Here is a 20460-nt window from a genome sequence, read left to right on the forward strand (position 1 = left end):
CCATTTTAAAAAAGGTTATGTGTTCAGCAAAAACATTGCCAATTTATACATGAAAACAAATAAACAGGAAAATCTATGATGGAAAATACTATTAAGGAGGAATTCATGATGCATAACATGAATCAACAAGGAAACCAACAACAACCTGGAGCTATGCCGCAACAACAATCAACCAACCACGGGGGGCACGAACTATTTGATGCCCATGAAGTAATTGCAGGAATCATTAACATGCTCGATCAGTACCAAATGTACAATCAGCATATCCAGGACCCAGAATTAAAGGACATATTACAACGTCAAACTTCTTTTGTAACTCAGGCTTACAACACGATTGTACAAGCATTCCAAACCGGGCAAGATCCCAATGTACCAACACAACAATATGAAATGCAACAGGATAACAATGTCGTTTACGGAATAAAACCTGGGCAGCCGAAAAAGCCGAATGCCTCAATTAATGATATTTCCGACCAAGGGTTATCTGCTTACATGCTAGGAAACACGAAATCACTGAGCTCTTTGTTAGCTATGACAGCATTAGAAATGACAAATCCTGTACTACGTCGTGTGATCGCAGATACCATACCAAACTTTATTGAAATGAGCTATGAAATTTTTCTATATCAAAACAAAAATGGTTACTACCAAGTACCACAACTGGCGCAACAGGATATGCAACAAATGCTAAACAGCTATACAATTGTTCACCAAGGCAACCAATTACATTAATAACGACAATTAGAACAGGAAGCGCCCTTTTTTGAGAACGCCTCCTGTTCTCTATTTATTTGAAGCACGTCCGTAGATTATAGCGAGCGACCTGACGGCTTGTGCGAGCAACTTCTTCAATTCAATTGCTTCATCTCGAATGCTCCATTTTCAAGACAAAAAGAGCATATGCTTTGCAAACACACACTCTTCAGCCTTATTTTTGTTGATAGGAGACCTTATGCTTCTTACTCCCTCTGGACATCGAAAACATGATGGTAATCAATGAAAGACTAATAAACACTCCACCCACAAGAGCATTTTGTTCCACGGTAGTTTGTTCAATGACAATACCACCGATGAAAGAACCAAACGCAATTCCAAAATGCAATGCGGAATTATTTAAGCTTTGCTGGATATCAGCTGTAGCGGGAGCTGATTCGATCAAATAACTTTGTAAAGCTGGCGTAATTGCCCAACTCATCATACCCCAAATAATCATCACAACAATAAATACTGGTAGTATAGACGTTGTAAACGGAAGGATGAATATAGACAACGAAAAAATGATAAGCGTTGTAAGCATCGTTCGTTTCGTACCAAGACGATCGGATATTGTACCGCCAACGCCGCCGCCACTAACAGCAGCGATCCCAAACAGAAAATAAATCACACTTAGCCAGCTGCCACTAATGCCCATCGTTTCTTTTACAAATGGAGTAAAATAGGCATAAAGAATCGTATGCCCGGCCATAAATAAAAAAGTGGTCGAATGAGCTGAGAAAATTTTACTTTCTTTTAATGAATTGATTTGCTCCTTGATTGATACTTGCGGTTTAGGTGGCACCTTCTCCATTAAGAAATACACGCCAACCATTGATAATAGGGTTAACAAAACAATAAACAAAAATGGAGCTCGCCAGCCAAACGCATTGCCAAGTACCAGTCCAATGGGAACACCTAGTACAATGGAGCCGCTAATGCCCATTGATACAAACCCAATGGCACGTCCACGGTGTTTCTCACTTCCAATATTAGCAGCGATCGTTAAACATAAAATAATGAGTAAAGAACCACTTGCTGCAGATAGCATTCGACCGACAAATAATACGCTATACACAGGGCTGAGTGCTACAATTAAATTACTAAAAGAAAAAAGCAGTAAGAAAATGAGTGTGAGACGTTTTCTCTCCACTTTTGCTGTGGCAATCATTAGTAGTGGAGCTGTGATTGCAAACACAAGTGAAAAAATGGTAATTAATAGCCCAGCCTTCCCGAGACTGACATTCAAGTCTGCTGCTACTAAGTCTAATATTCCTCCAATGATTAGCTCTACCATTCCCACTACAAAAGATACAATAGTTAGTAAATATACACGTTTATCCATACTATGACGCCTTTCTTATAAATTCATGAAGAAACATTTCGCAAACAACCTAACAACATTTAAACATACTGAACTACTGAAAGAGACAGTAATATTTAGAATTCGCTGAAAGGTTTATACAAGTATAAACGCGCTGTCATCCTTCCCCATGACACAATGAGAAAAGAATGAAGCGCGACGTATTTAAAAAGCAAAATCGTTTCCCTAGCAGATGGTAACCTTACACTGAAAGGAATTTCCATCGTTCCTATTATAACAGATAGACGACCAATTGCGACGATAACAACACTATTATTTGCTACAAATCCTTAATGAAGCTCTGGCCAGTAACCCTTATTTGCTTCCATTAAATCATCAAGCAATTGTTTTGCTACTGTAGCACTAGGAACCGTTTGTGATAATGTCAATGCTTGCCATAGTTTTTGATAAGATTGTTCAATCCATGCTTCCACTGCTAATTTTTCAACAGCTACCTGCTGCTCCATAAGTCCTTTTTGGAAGGCAGGAATTGCGCCTATCGCTAGCGGCTCATAGCCATCTTTACCGACAATACAAGGGATTTCAACCATTGCGTCATCAGGAAAATTCTGTATAGCACCTTTATTTTCAACAATAAGGAGCATTCTTTCTTTCGTATTAAATGCCAAAGCAGTTGCTAAATCGACGATAAACTCTGCATGAATACCGACTGCTAGCTTCGTACCTTTGGAATGGCCATTTTTTTGAATTTCCGCACAAGCTGAAAACACTTCTGTCTCTCTGCCATCAATTACTTCATTCGCTCGAGTGTAGTGTGGATTTGTATGCTCCACTACATAATCTGGGTAGAGATAATATTTTAAATAGGTATTTGGTATAGTAGTAGGTTCTATAGCAACTAAGTGCTTAGCGAATAAATTCGTCTCAAACCAACTATCTTTATTTTCTGTTGCCATACCTTTTTCACCATTAATAAAACCATATTTCTTCATATGTTCTATTAATTCAGGAAGCAATTCTTTTCCGGATTTATCCTTAATAGATGTATACCAACCAAAGTGATTGAGACCATAATAACGAATATCTAAATCCTTCCGAGAAGATACACCAACAATATCAGCGATGCTATGCTCCATTCCTATTGGCATATCGCAAATGTTAATTACCCGTGAGTTTGGGCGTAATCTTCGCGTAGCTTCAGCTACTATGGAGGCTGGGTTAGAATAGTTTAACATCCAACAATGAGGTGAATATTTTTCCATATAGTCAATATTTTCCAAAACACCGCCAATAGATCGCATTCCATAAGCTATACCGCCTGGTCCGCATGTTTCTTGACCTACGCAACCGTGCTTCAATGGAATTTTTTCATCCAATTCACGCATTGGCAATTTACCAACTCGTATATGCGCTAAACAAAAGTCTACATCGGTATATGCTTCTTCAGGATCTGTTGTAGCCACATATTCAATCGTTGGATCTTTTTCATTGATCAAAATCCCACATGCTTTAGCAACCTTATTCTGTCTTGCTTCATCATCATCGTACAGCTTAATTTTTCGTAAAGGTAAGCGATCCAGGTTGTCTAACAGCATCAAAATAATCTCTGGAGTATACGTACTCCCTCCGCCTGCAATAACTACAGATAATTTGTTTTTCATGCAACGTCCCCGCTTTCATAAAAGTAATATTGCATAAGCATATGTACTTTAGATGAAAAGGAAGTTCAGTTCAATTATGTTATTGTCCTAGACTTAAAGTACCGGTGCTTGGTTGCATCTTTAGGTTAGCAACAAATACTCCTTTACTCAATTAAACTTTTGCCGCTTAATTAGGAAACAACCTAGAACAAAGGCGCAAGCGCCCGTTTAGCAACGTAGCAAATGGAACGAATCAACTAAAGATTTAGGAATCATGCCACTAAAACAGGGGGATGCCGACGTCTGGGCGGCAAGCCCGTTTTTAGTCGGCCTTCCTCTTTGCGACGAACCGATGAAGACTTATCGTAGGGCAATTCGTGAAGTCGCCTAGTTGCTGGGCTCATGCGCCGAACGTGGCTATTCGGTCATTTCGTTATCCCCAAGACCTCATTTTATACTTTCTTTCTTGTGAAAAATGGGATCGATTCACATCAATCATTCCCATTGGTACTCCCTTAAAATAATATGAGTTTTACAAAAATATTTTAGTACTTAAAAATTTGTTGTAAATCTATGAAAAACATGCTATTCTATGAGTGACTAAATGAAAACGGATACAAAAGGCGGTCGATTTTTTATGGAAACAAGTAGTAAAGTAATTTTTGATTTAGCGATGCGTACAGCAGATATGATTGTGAACATGTTTGGCGATCGCTGTGAGGTTGCCGTACATGACTTCTCGGATCTACAGCATTCCTTAATTCACATTGCCGGTAATATTACTGGTAGAAAAATAGGGTCTCCCATTACAGATCTCGTACTCAACGAATTAACTAAAAAGCAAGAAGATGTAGCAGATATACCCAACTACAAAACACAATCCAAACAAGGTAAAGTAATGAAATCAGCTACTGTGTTTCTTCGGGATAATAATGATAAAATTATTGGCGCCTTATGTATGAATTATGATATTAGCCTCCTTATAGAGCTAGGTGGGGAAATTGACCAATTTATCAACATTCAGCAAGAGAAGCAGACGACAGAAACTTTTTTCAATTCGGTACAAGATGTTATTCACGAAATGGTCGATCAAGTAATCTTTGATCATAAAAAAGCACCGTCTGAAATGATTATTGATGAAAAAGTAGATTGTGTACGAATTTTAGACGAAAAAGGAGTATTTCTGATTAAGGGGGCGACCGAATATGTAGCGCATATGCTAGGTGTTTCCAAGTTTACTATCTATAATTATCTCCATAAAGTACGCACAATGAATGAGTATCAGCTAGAAGGAAAAAAATGATCGAATAGATTAATAGCTTAGCAAGCTTTAAGTTTGTTTTTTACTGTGTACATAAACAGACTATAGCTCCTGAATGTATAACAGGAAGCGAAAATTCCAACAACGAAGTAAAATCAGGAAGGTAATCTTTGTTCAATAATGAGCAAATAAGACGTCGTAAAACTATAACTTCGACCCTAATCAAGCTATACTGCGCTCTAATCATAGCTGTGTAGGAATCAGTTACTATTTTCAAGGTGTTTACTGCCTAGCATTTCCAATTTACAAACAACCATAAGCAAATAAATGAGACGACTTCAAAACTAACATCACGAGGTGAAAAGTATGGAAATTATAAAAGGAACATTCCTGTTAATTTTAGTTTTAGCGTTTTTTACATTATTCAGCTACAAAGCACCTAGAGGCATGAAAGCAATGAGTGCGCTTGCAAGTGCCGCGATTGCTACATTTTTAGTTGAAGCATTCCAGCGCTACGTTGGTGGTGATCTGCTACAAATCGAATTTTTAGGTGAAGTTGGCGATGCAGCTGGAAGTATGGGTGGTGTCGCAGCTGCAGCACTCGTTGCACTAGCAATGGGGGTTTCTCCTGTATACGCATTAATGCTAGGAGCCTCCGCTGCCGGATTAGGGCTGTTGCCCGGATTTATCGCAGGTTATCTAATCTCATTTATTGTGAAACAGATTGAGACAAGGGTTCCAGATGGGCTTGATTTAATTGTTGCAATTATTGTTGCCGCTCCCCTTACAAGGCTCGTCGCTGTCATGGCTGATCCGGTAGTGGATGCAACATTGCTTAATATTGGCGGTATCATTACAGAAACGACTACTGCTAATCCAATTATTATGGGAATTATATTAGGTGGCGTTATTACGGTTGTTGCTACTGCACCATTAAGCTCCATGGCATTAACGGCCATGCTTGGTCTAACTGGTGTCCCTATGGCAATCGGTGCTTTAGCCGTATTTGGATCTTCCTTTATGAACTTTGTCTTTTTCCATCGTATGAAGTTCGGTGACCGAAAAACAACGATATCTGTTGCTATTGAACCGCTGTCGCAAGTAGACATTATTTCTGCTAATCCGATACCCGTTTATGTAACTAACTTCCTTGGCGGTGCAACTTCTGGTATTATTATCTCTCTAGCAGGACTCGTAAATGGAGCAACTGGTACAGCAACACCAATTGCAGGCTTTGCTGTGATGTATGGGTTTAATGATCCAATGAAAGTAACGATTATTGCACTACTTTGCGCAGGATTCAGTGCATTGTGGGGTTATCTTGGCTCACAAATATTTAAGAACTTTAAAATTCGTCGTGTACATGAATTAGCTGAAATGAATGGGTAACTCAACGATATATACTGGGAACTCGTTATTTCGTTAGTAACTATACGTTAACAAAAAAACTATGAGGTGGTGACCACGTATGAAGTACAATTCTGTTTTCGATATTATTGGTCCTGTTATGATTGGACCTTCCAGCTCACACACTGCTGGAGCAGCAAGAATCGGAAAAGCAGCCAGAAATTTATTAGGGACGGAGCCAACTTGGGCCAAAATTCATTTGTATGAATCATTCGCTAAAACACATAAAGGACATGGAACGGATTTCGCCTTAGCAGGTGGTTTACTAGGTTTCGAAACAGATGATCCACGTATGAATCAATCATTAGAAATCGCAAAATCGAAACATATAGATATTACCTTTATTGAGGACACTGCCGCTGTAGACCATCCTAACACTGCTCGGTTAATCGTCGGCAATGATCATACCCAAGTAGAATTAGTTGGTGTATCTATTGGTGGTGGAAAGGTTGAAATCACCGAACTAAATGGGTTTGAACTTCGTTTATCCGGCAATCATCCTGCACTTTTAGTGATGCATAATGATCGCTTTGGCGCTATCGCTTCGGTAACAACCATATTAGCCAAGCATGAAATAAATATCGGTCATATGGAGGTTAACCGCAAGGACGTTGGCGATGCAGCTTTAATGGTCATTGAAGTTGATCAAAATATAAAACAAAACATTATGAGTGAATTGCGTGAGGCAGCTCATATAACTAATATTTGTACGATTATTAGCTGACCTTTACATGTCTAATCGAACCAAATAATAGTTACGTTTAACAATGATGTCAGTCATGGAGTTGCAAATTACGGACTTCTCACACCGTGGAAGGATAACCAAAAACATAGGTTAGCCAAACCTATAATACACTCAATGAGAAAGGAGTTCGTCTATGTTTCGAACAGTAGCAGAGTTGGTGGAAATCGCCGAAAAAGAAAACATCTTCATATCAGAAGTTATGATCCGTCAAGAAATGGACGTAAAAGAAAAAACGCGTGAACAAGTTATGGCGGAGATGGAAAAAAATCTCGAGGTAATGGAAAAAGCCATCGAAGAGAGCTTAAAAGGGGTTCAGTCAGTAACTGGCTTAACTGGCGGCGACGCCGTGCTCATTCAAAACTATATGAAGGAGAAAACACCTTTATCCGGCCATCTCCTTTTAGATGCAGTAAGTAAGGCAATGGGAACAAATGAGGTTAACGCAGCAATGGGCACGATTTGCGCAACTCCTACAGCGGGAAGCGCTGGTTGTGTTCCAGGAACGTTATTTGCCGTCAAAAATCAATTGAACCCGACTCGTGAACAAATGATACGCTATTTATTCACCGCTGGCGCTTTCGGCTTTGTTGTTGCTAATAATGCATTTATCTCTGGTGCAGCAGGAGGTTGCCAAGCAGAAGTAGGCTCAGCCGGGGCCATGGCTGCAGCAGCTATCGTAGAAATGGCGGGAGGCACAGCCCAGCAATCTGCTGAAGCATTCGCCATGACGTTAAAAAACATGCTCGGCCTTGTTTGCGATCCCGTAGCAGGACTTGTAGAAGTTCCATGTGTGAAACGAAATGCGGGTGGCTCGGCACTTGCAATTGTCTCTGCTGACATGGCGTTAGCTGGCGTTACGAGCAGAATTCCTTGTGATGAAGTAATTGGAGCCATGTACCGAATTGGAAAAACAATGCCTTCCGCTTTAAGGGAAACAGGAGAAGGCGGACTTGCTGATACTCCAACAGGTCGCTGGTTGAAGGAAAAGATATTTGGTTAGAGATTTACTTAATATTGAATTGCTCAATATAGAAACTTATAAGTAGAAAACACTGTAATAAAAATTCGCTTTCATTAGCGCTTATGAACGAATACTTTGTTGAACTTAAACGTCCACCTGCTAAAGCAGGTGGATTTAGTCATAAATGTCGGCAGCTAAGCCTAAAGCCCTTCTTAAGGTATATAGGTTAAGTAATCTCAAAGCTAGACTAAACTCACTCTTCTAGCTTGAATATTTGGATAGGTTACACTTGACTAGACAAAAAAGCTAAGGTAAACGGATACCGTCTAAAGACGGTGGAGTTAGACCACGCATTTGTAAGTTAAACACATCTCTATAAACAGCCTGTTTAAGTTCTCCCTATACTATTTCAACCCTTCCAAACCCCTCCACAGATTTAAAATTTTCTTATTAAGTATATAATTTTCAAAGCTATCTTTCAGCCACTTTCGAATTGTGTAATTGTTAATTTTTTTTAAATCATTTCGACAATATCTACCAATTTTCTAATAAATTCATGTGTTACACTATACATAACAAGACAAATTTTTCTAAAAAATGTAAGCTCATTTAATTATTCGAAAGGTGGATATGACATTGCTTGATACTAAAATTGTTGGAATTGGTAAAAAGGTTGGATCAATCGTAAAAACAAGCCAAGCGTTAAGTCATGAAATGGACATCGAAGAAGATTGGATAGAAAGGGCATCTGGAGTATATTCAAGGTATTATGTAGATTTTAATAACGGAGAAAATGCCCTTTTACTAGGAACTCAAGCAGCTAATTTAGCAGTTAAAGACTCTAATATTAAGCTTGAAGATATTGATTGTATTATCGGTGCATGTGGCAGTCCGCTGCAGGCTATACCATGTAACGCCTCTTTATTCCAAAGAGAATTAGGCTTAGAAAACTCTGGTGTTTCATGCTTTGATGTGGATACAACTTGTTACAGTTTTCCTTTAGCTGTTTTTATTGCTTCAACACTAATTCAATTAAATGTATACAACAAGATACTTATTATTAGTTCTGACGCACCAAGTCCAACTCTTGAGACAGCTGAACGTGAGGTTCGGGCTTTATTTGGGGACGGAGCAGCAGCAGTTGTCGTTTCAAAAACTCCAGAAGGTGAAAAAAGTAAAGTTCATCACTTCAAATTAAATACATACAGCAATGGAGCAGACCTTACTTCCATAAAAGGCGCAGGAACTTTAAGACACCCAAACCATTCAGAGACAAAACCAGAAGATAATGTTTTTCAAATGGATGGTAAAAAAGTTTATAAATTAGCTTTAAAATATTTGAAACCCTTTTTGAAAGAGTTGGAACGTGAAAGCAAAATTATAAATTCTAATTATAAATATATTGTGCCCCATCAAACAAGTAAGAATGGTATGAAAATATTTTATAAACATGGATTTGCAGTTGATAGAGTAGCAAATCATTTAACTAATCACGGAAATTGCATTGCCGCCTCTATTCCTATGGTGCTACATGATTACATTAAAGAAGAGAAAATTAAAAGAGGTGACAAAATTTTATTATTTGGAACTTCAGCAGGTCTTTCCCTTGGTGCTTTAAGTTTAACTTATTAATATAATTAATTTTTTCACAAACTGTTCTTACCTCTTACAAAAAATATTGAAAGGAGAGAAACAAAATTAATAAAGAACAAATTTTTAAAAAAGGAACATGCATAATGTCAAATATGTTAGATATTCCCAAAGATGAAATAACAGAATTAACAGAATTTAAAGAAGATCTCGGATTAGATTCTTTAGATTTAGTAGAATTAATTATGGAATTAGAAGAGGAATTTGACATAACAATAGAAGATGAAGACGCAAGCAAGTTCACAACCGTAAATGATGCTCTGTCACATATAAATGATTTACTTAACAATAACTAATTGTAATTTCTGGATCTCTCCTCTCAGAGGTAAAGATCCTTTTTACATTACTTTCCATTTCAATTCATCATTAAGTAACTAAAAATCAGCCGAACTTCCCATTTACCGTTTGATAGTGGGTGTATAAGCAAAGGCGCAAAAGACTTTAAAAGAATTTTGAGCACGAGCTGAATAAAATACCATTTTTCTTAAGAAGTTGCATTGTACTTGTTCGTCAACTTTATGAGATTGAAAGAAACAATATTCTTATCTAAACTACATTATCCTCCTCCATATTCGAAAGGAGAATTGCTTTTTTGCCTTTAAGTTTTTTTCTTTTTACGGCACTTCGGAGTGAGAGTAATAGTAAAACGTCCATTTCAGAAGTAACCATTAAACTAAATTCAGACAAATAAGTAGCAATTTTTGAATCAATTATCCTTTAAACTGGTCGTTTTTTAATATCATATAAATAGTGCTAACCTTACAACTTAAATAGGTATTTATGCCTATTTATTTAATTTTGCGTCCTCTATATAATGTAAGTAACCACTAACATACAAGAGGTGATCTTTTTGAAACGGCTAGTCAACATTTTCTTATTCATTTTCATGCTTGCTCTCACTGGCTGCTCTTCATCAGACAATGATGCTAACACTTATTCAGGAACTGTAGAAGGTAATAAACAATTCATTCAAGCGGAAACTACTACTGCACTAGTCGACAGCATTCATATTGACGAAGGGGACCATATCAGTAAAAATGATTCTTTGCTCACGCTTGATACAGAGAAACTGGATTTGAAAATAGCAGAGGCAAAATACGCTATTGAAATTGCCGAAGCACAAAAAACAGAGGCTGAGGCTTCTGGACGTGAGGAATTAATACAACAAGCGGATGGGGCTGTAAAACAGGCGAAAGTGAAAGAAGAATTATTATCCTTAGAAAAAGAAAGATCCAACATCAAATCTCCCATTAAAGGGAGGATTCAAGATGTATATATTTCAGAAGGCGAGTTGGCAAACGCTGGAGAAAACCTTTTATCTATCATTGACCCTTCTATAAAAGAAGTAATTGTCTACATTGCTGAGAAAGACCTTAATAAGGTAGAACACAACCAAACTGTAGAGCTGACAACCAATGCTTATTCCGACAAGACCTTTACAGGAAAAGTGAAAAATATTGCAACAGAAGCTCAATTTACACCTAAAAATATCCAAACCGAAGAAGAAACAGCTAAGCGTGTATTTGCAGTTACGATAGACATATCAGCAGAAAACGAGCTAAAACCGGGTATGACAGTTTACGTAGAACTTTAACTAAAGGAGGTTTACCATTGTTAGCAATTGAAACAAAAGGATTAACGAAACAGTTTGGTAACTTACTCGCAGTAAATAAAGTAGACTTACAAATTCACAAAGGGCATATATACGGTTTTTTAGGTCCAAATGGATCAGGTAAATCAACAATGATTCGTATGCTATGCGGCGTTCTCAAGCCAACATCGGGAGAAGGAACCGTTTTAACACATGATATAAAAACAGAACCTGAACATATTAAACAAAAGATTGGCTATATGTCGCAAAAATTTAGTTTATATGAGGAATTAACGATGAAAGAGAATTTAGACTTTTATGCCGGGGTTTACGGGCTGACTGGAAAAGAAAGTAAAGCTAGACAAGAAGAAATTATTTCGCTAACAGGGCTGTCCGGTCGCTTAAATCAACGTGCTAGCTCCCTTTCAGGTGGTTGGAAACAGCGATTGGCTCTTAGTTGCGCTCTCCTGCACAAGCCAGAATTGTTAGTTCTAGACGAACCAACAGCAGGGGTAGACCCTGTGTCACGGAGGATCTTTTGGGAAATTATAACCGAACTAGCCAAAGCTGGAATTACTGTCTTAGTAACAACACATTATATGGATGAAGCGGAATTGTGCACAGAAATTGGCTTTATATTTTATGGCACTATTCTCATTTCAGGAACACCTCACAAAATAAAAACAGAGCATAATGTCCATCATTTAGACGACTTATTTATAAAATTAGTTAAAGAACAACAAGAAAATTCACTCCATAGCGGAGGCTTAACATATGTCTAAACGTACCTCCACCTTCTCACTGAGCCGCTATATTTCTATTGTCAAAAAAGAAATCATTCAAATAAAAAAAGATCCAGCAAGTTTAGCGATCGCATTAGTGTTACCTGTCATGCTCTTATTTTTACTAGGCTATGCGGTAAGCTCGGAAGTCGAAAACATGGATATAGCGATTTGGGATCAAAATAAGACAAAGGAAAGTAGAGATCTAATTCAGCAATATGGGAACAGTCATTATTTTACTACATCTTACCATGTAACATCGTACGAAGAAGTTAATCATTTACTGGACAATGGTAAAATTGGTATGGCACTTGTTATACCAACAAATTATTCTAAACAATTGATACGTAATGAAGCATCCATTCAAATACTAGTTGACGGATCAGATCCAAATATTGCTAACACAGCGTTAAAGAATGCTAGTCTAATTACACAAAATAAATCTTTGGACATTCAAAAAGAGCAACTTAACAAACAGGGAGTTCAGGAAGTTAGTCAACCACTAAAAGAGGAAAGCCGTGTATTTTACAATCCTGACATGGATATGATGAAGTTTAATATCCCTGGGTTAATCGGCTTAATTATGCAAGAGGTAATTTTAATTCTTACCGCCTTTTCTTTAGTTAGGGAGAAAGAAAGAGGGACGATGGAACAACTTATTGTGACTCCTATTAAACCTAGTGAATTAATTTTAGGAAAACTAACGCCCTATACGGTTATTGGGTTTATCTCCTTTTTATTTGTTTTAATAGCTGGGGTCTTATGGTTTGGTGTTCCTATTCAAGGAAGTGTACCATTATTAATTTTACTAAGCACATTGTTTCTCATTACAACGTTAGCTATGGGAATTCTCGTTTCAACCATAGCAAAAAATCAATTACAAGCCATGCAAATAGCGTTTGCCATTATTTTACCTAGCGTTATTATTTCGGGATTTGTTTTTCCAAGAGAACCGATGCCCATTATTATTCAAGCTATGGGTGGCTTCATTCCACTTACTTATTTTCTAGAAATTTTACGAGGGATATTTTTAAAAGGTATTGGCATAGAAGAACTATGGAAACAAACTTTGATTCTCCTAACTTTTACTGTCATACTATGTATAGCAACTACACTGAGTTTTAAAAAACGGCTAGAATAAAGGGAGCCTTCAAGTTTATCCCCAAATGATGGTTAGTAGCCTAAGAGTATGACCTAAAGGTCTCCTAAACGAATCGGGGAGTTAGGTGCTGTTATCTCCCACTTAGACTTGTCCAGATCGTATTCCAATTCTTGATGTGGAAGTCTCACAGCACCTTATATCCGGAATAAATGGTAGGTGAAAATATGGATAAGCAAAATGATACACAGGAATTGCAGCAAGTAATCGAAAACTTTACAAATACTATGAGGAAAGAACAGCAATTATCACAAAGCCAATTAAAAATTCTTAACGCTGCAAAAGATTTATTTTCCGAAAAAGGCTATGAAAACAGTTCTACTTCAGAGATAGCTAAATTAGCTGGTGTAGCTGAAATCACGTTATTTCGCAACTTTAAATCCAAAAAAAATTTATTACATCAATTATTAGCCCCTTTAATTATACAGGTTAGTTCGCCATCTATCCTTAAAGAAGTTATAACTCAGTTTAATACTACACATGAAGAAACAGAAGAAATACTAGAAGCTTTAATGAAAGATAGACTTGATTTATTAGAAAAAAATGATGGTGTACTTAAAGTTTTGATTAGAGAATGTTTAAATAATGAGGAAGTTCGCCAATCTGTCATTCATAACATTACGAAGCCAGCCCAAAATGAAGCATTCAAATTTGTAAACCATCGAATTAATAATGAGGAATTTAGAGATGTGGACAGTCAAGCAGTAGTTGATCTTCTGTTTTATATTATGTTTGGCTATATTATCAGTCATCATGTGCTTAAGCTGGAAGGATTTACAAACGATAAAGAAGTTATGATCCAAACGATAATTGATTTGTTTCTTCATGGTGTTAAAAAATAGGCTGAACCTCTGCATAGAGACTCAGCCTGATTTTTATTAAAACTGATCAGCACTATAAACAAACGCATTCGGCACAGCATTTTTAGGATCATAGGTTTCAAGTATCTTCCCATAGCGTTCGCGATAATCATTATCTACTTCTAATTGCGGAATAACCTTTGTTCCCTCTTCAAAGAAATGCTTCGAACCACGACCCATTTCTTTTCCTCGTTTTGTATGCTTGTCTAGTGCTACATCCATAATTTCCGGTTTTTGCCCCATCGCAAAACCTTTAATAATAATATTTTTTAAAAAGTCACTGGATCTGTCCTTTTTGCTTTCACATAAGATCCGGATAGCGTGGATAAAATACATTGGCTGGTCGCCATCATTATACGGGAAGTTTTTACGCATTTCGTTTAAATTTTGCACGTGAATAGCGGCATCCAAATTACCAAAGCCGATATCCTCAACAGAAATAGTCAATAATCTTCTCCACATTCTATCGAGTAGTTGCGGGGAGCTAATAAATAATTCATATGCGTATCCACAAGCTTCCTCGACCATCGCTCTACGTATAGATTTTTGCAATGATGAAACAACTTCATCTACCTGTAAATTATTTCTTGTTTTCGTTTCTGCCCATACATTATAAGCTGAACTCATATCTATTTCTCTCCTTGTTTTTCAATATGTTTTAAAATACTTTTCATAGTTTTACTACCTTTTTAATTACTGAGGTTGATGAATCTCCATTAATTCCTGAACTAGAATTTTAATGGTTTCTGCGTTCATCAATTGATCTTCTGCATGAACGAGCAGTAATGTTACTTGAGGCTCTAATTGTTTCATTTCATCAGATAGAGCAGATGCATGAATATGATGCGCTTCGGAAAATACGTCCGACCCTTCCTGCAATTTTTTATGTGCTTCTTCCATATTACCTTTTTTCGCATCTTCTAAAGCTAGCAAATAGTTGGATTTAGCAAGTCCTGCACACGTAATGATTTTCATAGCTACTTCTGATAACCGTTCTACCTTGGACATATGTTATGCTTTCCCTTCCTCATGTAATTTGAAAGCTTGTTGTAATGCTTCTTCTCCGTTCGCCATTGCATATGTCCGAGCTTCTACTGCTGCTACAGGGATTTGCAGTGTCGCCTTAATGGAATCCACAGCATAAATAATTTGTGGTCCTACTAAACAAATATCCCATTTTCCTACTTCTTCATTAATAGCATTATTGGATCTTGCTTCTACGTCTACATTCAGATTTTGAGCTGCTGCAGCCTGCTTCATTTTATCTACTAAAATTGAACTGGACATTCCAGCATTACATACTAAAAGTATTTTCAATTCGTTCACTCTCCTTTGTCATCTCTAAAACGTCACTCTATATAATGCTTATTAAAAAACGATGTCGATAAGGCGATGATTTTTTTTAAGAATGCCTCTTTTCCATCAACTTCCAGTAAACTGGAAATGGAATCTTTATCTAAAGCTAACTGCTGAATAAACTGAAACAAGGTGCTTACATCATCGTCCATTTTATTTTCAATCGCCAGTAAAAATACCATTTTAATTTTTTCCCCGTTATGATAGAGTGGCTTCTTTAGCACCGCTACGTGAACCGTGGTTTTATTAGCGAATGAAGATAGAGGATGAGGAATCATAAAATGCTTCCCAATAGTTGTTGGATAATTTTCCTCTCGCTGTATAACATCCTTCACATAGCCCTCCAGGTCATTAATTCGATGATATTGTTTCAGCTTCTGCGCCATGTCTTCAATTAATTCCTCAAATGTAAGTTGAGCATCCTCGTAAATTTCAACAAACTCTTTGCTGAACATTCTTAAAATCAACTTTTCATAGCGATTGCTATTTTTAATTTTGTGGATTGTATTCGTGAGCGAATAATAATCACTTCGTTCAGGAATTCGCTCAATAACATGGCAGGGGATAGTTTGTTCGATGTTCAAAATATTTGTCGCGATAATTAAGTCCACTTGATGGTTTTCCGCGTACCTTTCCAATGCAATTAATGGCAAACAAGCAGTCACATCAATATGGTTCCTGAAATTATTGGCAAGCCAATTTTGGATAATATCATTGATTCCCATACTCGTATCACTTATAACAACTGTTTTCAATCGAATATTATTTTTTCTTAGAAAAATTTCAATATAAATCGCTATATAAGATATTTCATCATCTGCCAAATACTTCTTTTGGTATCGATATACAATATGGACAACCAACATCGCCACTTCGTAAGCAAACGGATAACGCTTTTTTATATCACTAATAATTGGATTTGATAATTCATAATTCGTGTCTAAACGACGGAGCATATATTCTATATGCACTTTAAGATTTTCCATCGTTTCCACGCTTTCCTTTAAATCAATGCTATATTTATCCAGTACTTCTCTGCGGAATTCATTTAAAATGGTTAATGCTGTAATACTAATATTTTCTTCGATCGACGCTGAACTAGATGGTATTTTAAGGGACCAGAAAAAACGATTTAAGCTTGTTTTATCCTTTTCTTTAATATCAACTCCCGACTTAATCAGTTCCTGTAGTAATGAGCTTACATCTCTATTAAAAAAGGATTGCGCATCAGAATGTATCGTATATCCAGACCTATTCCTGATAACAGTAAGATAAATAGCCCCGACCATCATTTCAAATGATTTATCATCTACAACTAGCTTCTGGGAAGCTAAATAATTTTTCATTTTTATCTTTAACAATTCGAGCTCTTTCTCATCAAAATGTCCATTTACTAAAAAACTAACATCTGTTAAGTAGTCGGGCTTATCAGATAAAATGAGCTCTTTTAGCATTTTGAACAGTAAATACCTTACTTCTTCTTCTACTGCTGTAAAGTGAATTTGATTATGAACAATAGCAATAGACCCTATCTTATACTTTGTCTCTAGTAGATGCTTCAATTTGCTTATATCTTTAAATACCGTTTGTTCCGAAACATAGAGCTCATCTGCTAAATCAAAACAATCTTGCTCTTCTTGGAATAACACCTTTCCTAAAATGGTATACAAACGTTGCTCTTGGTTGCGATAGCCTTGATGCTGTACGTTTGTAACAGGGTTAAGAAATGCCGTAATGGACTCCATGTCTTTAGGTAGCAGATAATAGCCTTTTTTATTCGATGAAAGAATTCGACATGCTTCAACGTTTAACGCTTTATTAATGGAGGCAATATCGTTTCTTACGGTTCTTGTGGACACATTTAATTTGTCAGCTAATTTAGCACCAAATATTCCATTTGGGTTCTTAATAATTAACTCGATAATTTCTTTTTGCCGATCCGTAAACATCGATATTACCTTCCTTTTCACGTTTTATGCACCTTTCAGAGCTTTTTCAGCCTATATTAAACTTCGTTGTGAAGTAATTTAATCTTATAGACCGTTTCAATAACTAACACACTTTTAGACGTTCAGAATCTGTACTTAAGCAGTTTTTTCATTTTCTTTTTTTACTTCATTCGCTTCCATTGCTTTAAAGAAAGGAAAGTAAATAAGCGTCATTAAGATTAAACTAATGAATACAAACACAACCGCCCGCCAATCCAATGTCATCAGGAAGGCCCCTACGCCAGGTGGTAAAAATCCTGGTGGGTTTGCAATCGGCATACCGATGAAGCCTGATGTCATTCCAAAATATGTTAATGCAGTAACAATCAATGGACCGAAAACGAATGGAATAAACATAAATGGATTTAATAAGATCGGCGCCCCAAAGATAAGTGGCTCATTAATTCCAAACAAGGAAGGAATAATAGACACCTTACCAATCGCATTTAAGTTTTTCGCCTTTGATCGCATCATGAGCAAAACGAGCCCAAGTGTTAATCCAGATCCGGATACTTGTAATATGTTATAGTATAATCCAAACGTAAAGATATGCGTAACATCAGCACCCGATGCGAAGTTGGCAATATTTTCCGCTTGATACGTAATGGCAAATGGCGCCCACACAGCCGAAGTAATCGCTGGTCCATGCAAACCAAAAAACCATAGGAATTGGGTTAAGAAAATAACGATTAATAAAGACGGCAAGCTATCCATTGAACTAATTGCTGGTGCTAACACATTCATAATCACTTGCGGAAATGCAACGTCACCCAAGCTTGTTGACAGAATAGCTATTGTGGAACCAATCAATATATTGACGATCATTGGAAATAGATTACTAAAGCTATCCCCAACCATTTGCGGAACACTATCCGGTAACCTGACGACCATTTTTTTATTAATCATGAAGCGGGTAACCTCTACCGTTACTATTGCGGATATAATACTAACAAATAGTCCCTGTGCCCCTAAATATGTCATATCAAGCCCATTCTCCGTAATCACACCGCTCATAATCACATGTGTAATCACAGCTGTAATTCCATATTGTGCCGATTGCATCCCGTATTTCTTAGCTAAGGAATCAGCGATAAAAAATGCAGCATAAATGGATAACAGTCCATTTGTAAATTTATCAGGGTACGTTAATTTATCAATATGATTAGCAAAAAACTCGTGAATTGGTCCACTTTGGAACACGTTCATGAACGCAATAGGCAAAATAAAAAACGAACCTATAATAATAATTGGAACAATTGCGATCATTCCGTCTTTTATTGCTTGTAAATGCTTCTGCTGCTCTACTTTATTCGCAATGGGCATGAGCCATTTCATTAAAGTAGATTGAAGTTTTGAGCTGTTCATGCTGACCTCCTGTTTGTGAAGTATTTTTCTTGCTTGCTACAATTTAACTATAATTGAAAACGGTTTTATCCGGCAAATAAACATTTTCCGCCATGTTAGGAAACAGCATGACAAGTTAGCCCTAAAATTACTCCCCAAAGATGCTTTTTTAGCTTTCTTATTCTTTTAGAAAAACTTGGCTTGTAGCCAAGTCTTATGGCGGGGCCTTTGTTTTTCTTATACTATAAACAAAAAAATCTTATACTTTCCTATAGTGGAACAAAGGCTCGGGGTGCCCGTTTAGCAACGTAGCGAATGGAACAAATCAACTAAAGATAAAGTGAACCTTCAATCAGCGGGGAGTTCTTCCATCCCCGCTGATTGTTAGTTGAACGAATCGGGGATTTAGGTGCTGTTACCTCCCACTTCAACTTGTTTAGCTCACCGCTTCCATTCTTGAACTGGGAGTCTACAGCACCTTATATCCGGGATAAAGGAATCATGCCACTAAAAACAGGGGTATGCCGACGCCTGAGCGGCAAGCCCGTTTTTAGTCGGCCTTCCCCTTAGCGACGAACCGATGAGGACTTATCGTAGGGCGCATTTCTAAAGTCGCATCGTTGCTGGGCTCATGCGCCGGACGTGGCTATTCAGTTATTCCCTTATCCCAAAGCAACAAATTTTATACTTTCTTTATACTTTCTTATTCTTTTAGAAAAACTTGGCTTGTCGCCAAGTCTTATGGCGGAAGCCTATGTTTTTCTTATACTATAAACCAAAAAAATCTTATACTTTCCTATAGTGCAAAAAAACAGACCTGTTTATACTTAACAGATCTGCTTTTCATTGTAAAACTAATTTCTTAAGTTATTTATCCAACACTTTATATTCTTTTTCAACGCTCACTTGCCCAAGGTCCTTCCAGTTTATAACCTCTGCTTATCTGCTTAAATTTGTCCTTCTTCCTGATATGTTTCACTCAAATATCATTCATTTATCCTCAACTTTTGGCACATGCTTAAAGATCTCGCCAGACTCAAAAAATTCAATTAACCGACTAATCCAGTTCAAATAATCGAGTGAACCTTTTATTTCCTTTAGTAAATTATCCAACTGCGCTTCCAGCTCTTTATTTAGCGCTCCTTCTTCCCGCAAATCAATCAACTTCTGATATAAGCTATGCTCATGTAATCTACTTTTACTAATGGTCTTGCGCCAATTCGCAGTAAACAGTGCGATGAATGTTTGGTAGTAATCATTTTCTACTTTAATCAGGTCTTTGCGGACGCCTTTGATAAACACTTTTTCTGCTAAATTTAACTCTATCATTTCACGAACAACCTGGCTCATCCGCATTTTACTCATACCCATAGCTTCAGACAATTGCTCAAGTGTCATCGGATCTCGATTCAATGAAATAATACCAAATACACGTCCAACTGTCTTTGAAACGCCAAATGTATACACATTATCTGCAATCTTTTCTACAACTTGATTTTCTAATTTTTCAATTTGATTTGGCAAGTTTTCCATACCACTAACTCCTTGAACAATTTCTATTGTACCAGTAAATATAACATAGTTTATTTTAAAAACAAAAAGACAAATAGGCAGATAACAGAAGAAAAACGGAGCAATT

At 37.0% G+C, this 20460-nt stretch carries 19 protein-coding genes; 11 read left to right on the forward strand and 8 right to left on the reverse strand.

Going from position 1 to position 20460, the window contains the following annotated elements; genetic code table 11:
• Positions 1-108 precede the first annotated feature (108 nt).
• Entirely contained in the window at positions 109-732 is a 624-nt protein-coding gene (locus BKP57_RS09910) for a spore coat protein (protein ID WP_050350722.1), read from the forward strand.
• A 196-nt stretch (positions 733-928) separates the two neighbouring features.
• Here the strand turns inward: BKP57_RS09910 and BKP57_RS09915 are convergent, their stop codons facing one another.
• Positions 929-2098, reverse strand: coding sequence for an MFS transporter (locus BKP57_RS09915; RefSeq protein ID WP_050350721.1), 1170 nt, complete (start codon positions 2096-2098; stop codon positions 929-931).
• A 308-nt stretch (positions 2099-2406) separates the two neighbouring features.
• Positions 2407-3738 carry a 6-phospho-alpha-glucosidase gene (locus BKP57_RS09920; protein WP_072741457.1) on the reverse strand — a complete coding sequence of 444 codons (1332 nt, stop codon included), beginning with the start codon at positions 3736-3738 and terminating at the stop codon, positions 2407-2409.
• 583 nt (positions 3739-4321) lie between these two features.
• Between BKP57_RS09920 and BKP57_RS09925 the strand changes: the two genes are divergently transcribed.
• From BKP57_RS09925 to BKP57_RS09970, 10 genes are all read left to right on the forward strand, one after another.
• Positions 4322-5020, forward strand: coding sequence for a helix-turn-helix transcriptional regulator (locus tag BKP57_RS09925; protein WP_050350719.1), 699 nt, complete (start codon positions 4322-4324; stop codon positions 5018-5020).
• 324 nt (positions 5021-5344) lie between these two features.
• A complete protein-coding gene (locus BKP57_RS09930) occupies positions 5345-6367 on the forward strand; it encodes a PTS sugar transporter subunit IIC (protein WP_050350718.1) in 1023 nt (340 codons plus the stop codon).
• Between the two features lie 79 nt (positions 6368-6446).
• Entirely contained in the window at positions 6447-7109 is a 663-nt protein-coding gene (gene sdaAB, locus BKP57_RS09935) for an L-serine ammonia-lyase, iron-sulfur-dependent subunit beta (RefSeq protein ID WP_072741458.1), read from the forward strand.
• Between the two features lie 154 nt (positions 7110-7263).
• The gene (gene sdaAA / locus BKP57_RS09940) at positions 7264-8130 is read left to right on the forward strand and encodes an L-serine ammonia-lyase, iron-sulfur-dependent, subunit alpha (protein WP_072741459.1); all 867 of its coding nucleotides are present in this window, start codon (positions 7264-7266) and stop codon (positions 8128-8130) included.
• A 597-nt stretch (positions 8131-8727) separates the two neighbouring features.
• Positions 8728-9723, forward strand: coding sequence for a 3-oxoacyl-[acyl-carrier-protein] synthase III C-terminal domain-containing protein (locus tag BKP57_RS09945; RefSeq protein WP_198035037.1), 996 nt, complete (start codon positions 8728-8730; stop codon positions 9721-9723).
• Positions 9724-9803: 80 nt separating this feature from the next.
• Entirely contained in the window at positions 9804-10037 is a 234-nt protein-coding gene (gene acpP, locus BKP57_RS09950) for an acyl carrier protein (protein ID WP_257786713.1), read from the forward strand.
• 554 nt (positions 10038-10591) lie between these two features.
• Complete coding sequence (locus BKP57_RS09955) at positions 10592-11335, forward strand: efflux RND transporter periplasmic adaptor subunit (protein ID WP_050350713.1); 744 nt, start codon at positions 10592-10594, stop codon at positions 11333-11335.
• Between the two features lie 17 nt (positions 11336-11352).
• On the forward strand, positions 11353-12114 hold the full coding sequence (locus tag BKP57_RS09960) for an ABC transporter ATP-binding protein (protein ID WP_050350712.1): 762 nt from the start codon (positions 11353-11355) through the stop codon (positions 12112-12114).
• Positions 12107-13255, forward strand: a complete 1149-nt coding sequence (locus BKP57_RS09965; protein WP_072741461.1) for an ABC transporter permease — start codon at positions 12107-12109, stop codon at positions 13253-13255. Before BKP57_RS09960 ends, BKP57_RS09965 begins: the two co-directional genes overlap by 8 nt.
• A 185-nt stretch (positions 13256-13440) precedes the next feature.
• The gene (locus BKP57_RS09970; RefSeq protein WP_198035039.1) at positions 13441-14115 is read left to right on the forward strand and encodes a TetR/AcrR family transcriptional regulator; all 675 of its coding nucleotides are present in this window, start codon (positions 13441-13443) and stop codon (positions 14113-14115) included.
• 36 nt (positions 14116-14151) lie between these two features.
• Here BKP57_RS09970 and BKP57_RS09975 read toward each other — a convergent pair whose 3' ends face one another.
• The 6 genes from BKP57_RS09975 to BKP57_RS10000 form a co-directional block, all read right to left on the reverse strand.
• The gene (locus BKP57_RS09975) at positions 14152-14760 is read right to left on the reverse strand and encodes a hypothetical protein (protein WP_050350709.1); all 609 of its coding nucleotides are present in this window, start codon (positions 14758-14760) and stop codon (positions 14152-14154) included.
• Positions 14761-14826: 66 nt separating this feature from the next.
• Positions 14827-15141 carry a PTS sugar transporter subunit IIA gene (locus BKP57_RS09980; RefSeq protein ID WP_050350708.1) on the reverse strand — a complete coding sequence of 105 codons (315 nt, stop codon included), beginning with the start codon at positions 15139-15141 and terminating at the stop codon, positions 14827-14829.
• Between the two features lie 3 nt (positions 15142-15144).
• Positions 15145-15450 (reverse strand): PTS sugar transporter subunit IIB, encoded by a 306-nt coding sequence (locus BKP57_RS09985; RefSeq protein WP_050350707.1) that lies wholly within the window; start codon positions 15448-15450, stop codon positions 15145-15147.
• Between the two features lie 32 nt (positions 15451-15482).
• Positions 15483-17459, reverse strand: coding sequence for a BglG family transcription antiterminator (locus tag BKP57_RS09990; protein WP_128743306.1), 1977 nt, complete (start codon positions 17457-17459; stop codon positions 15483-15485).
• 114 nt (positions 17460-17573) lie between these two features.
• The gene (locus tag BKP57_RS09995; RefSeq protein ID WP_050350705.1) at positions 17574-18842 is read right to left on the reverse strand and encodes a PTS sugar transporter subunit IIC; all 1269 of its coding nucleotides are present in this window, start codon (positions 18840-18842) and stop codon (positions 17574-17576) included.
• Between the two features lie 969 nt (positions 18843-19811).
• Positions 19812-20354 carry a GbsR/MarR family transcriptional regulator gene (locus BKP57_RS10000; RefSeq protein WP_050350704.1) on the reverse strand — a complete coding sequence of 181 codons (543 nt, stop codon included), beginning with the start codon at positions 20352-20354 and terminating at the stop codon, positions 19812-19814.
• Between the last annotated feature and the right edge of the window lie 106 nt (positions 20355-20460).

Source organism: Virgibacillus sp. 6R (assembly GCF_001895305.1).
GTDB classification, from domain to species: Bacteria; Bacillota; Bacilli; order Bacillales; family Amphibacillaceae; genus Virgibacillus; species Virgibacillus pantothenticus.

Bases quoted from the DNA above. Each gene is read 5' to 3' on its own strand.
- BKP57_RS09910 (WP_050350722.1), top strand. From the start codon at position 109: ATGCATAACATGAATCAACAAGGAAACCAACAACAACCTGGAGCTATG.
- BKP57_RS09915 (WP_050350721.1), bottom strand. From the start codon at position 2,098: ATGGATAAACGTGTATATTTACTAACTATTGTATCTTTTGTAGTGGGA.
- BKP57_RS09920 (WP_072741457.1), bottom strand. From the start codon at position 3,738: ATGAAAAACAAATTATCTGTAGTTATTGCAGGCGGAGGGAGTACGTAT.
- BKP57_RS09925 (WP_050350719.1), top strand. From the start codon at position 4,322: ATGAAAACGGATACAAAAGGCGGTCGATTTTTTATGGAAACAAGTAGT.
- BKP57_RS09930 (WP_050350718.1), top strand. From the start codon at position 5,345: ATGGAAATTATAAAAGGAACATTCCTGTTAATTTTAGTTTTAGCGTTT.
- sdaAB (WP_072741458.1), top strand. From the start codon at position 6,447: ATGAAGTACAATTCTGTTTTCGATATTATTGGTCCTGTTATGATTGGA.
- sdaAA (WP_072741459.1), top strand. From the start codon at position 7,264: ATGTTTCGAACAGTAGCAGAGTTGGTGGAAATCGCCGAAAAAGAAAAC.
- BKP57_RS09965 (WP_072741461.1), top strand. From the start codon at position 12,107: ATGTCTAAACGTACCTCCACCTTCTCACTGAGCCGCTATATTTCTATT.
- BKP57_RS09970 (WP_198035039.1), top strand. From the start codon at position 13,441: ATGGATAAGCAAAATGATACACAGGAATTGCAGCAAGTAATCGAAAAC.
- BKP57_RS09975 (WP_050350709.1), bottom strand. From the start codon at position 14,760: ATGAGTTCAGCTTATAATGTATGGGCAGAAACGAAAACAAGAAATAAT.
- BKP57_RS09980 (WP_050350708.1), bottom strand. From the start codon at position 15,141: ATGTCCAAGGTAGAACGGTTATCAGAAGTAGCTATGAAAATCATTACG.
- BKP57_RS09995 (WP_050350705.1), bottom strand. From the start codon at position 18,842: ATGAACAGCTCAAAACTTCAATCTACTTTAATGAAATGGCTCATGCCC.
- BKP57_RS10000 (WP_050350704.1), bottom strand. From the start codon at position 20,354: ATGGAAAACTTGCCAAATCAAATTGAAAAATTAGAAAATCAAGTTGTA.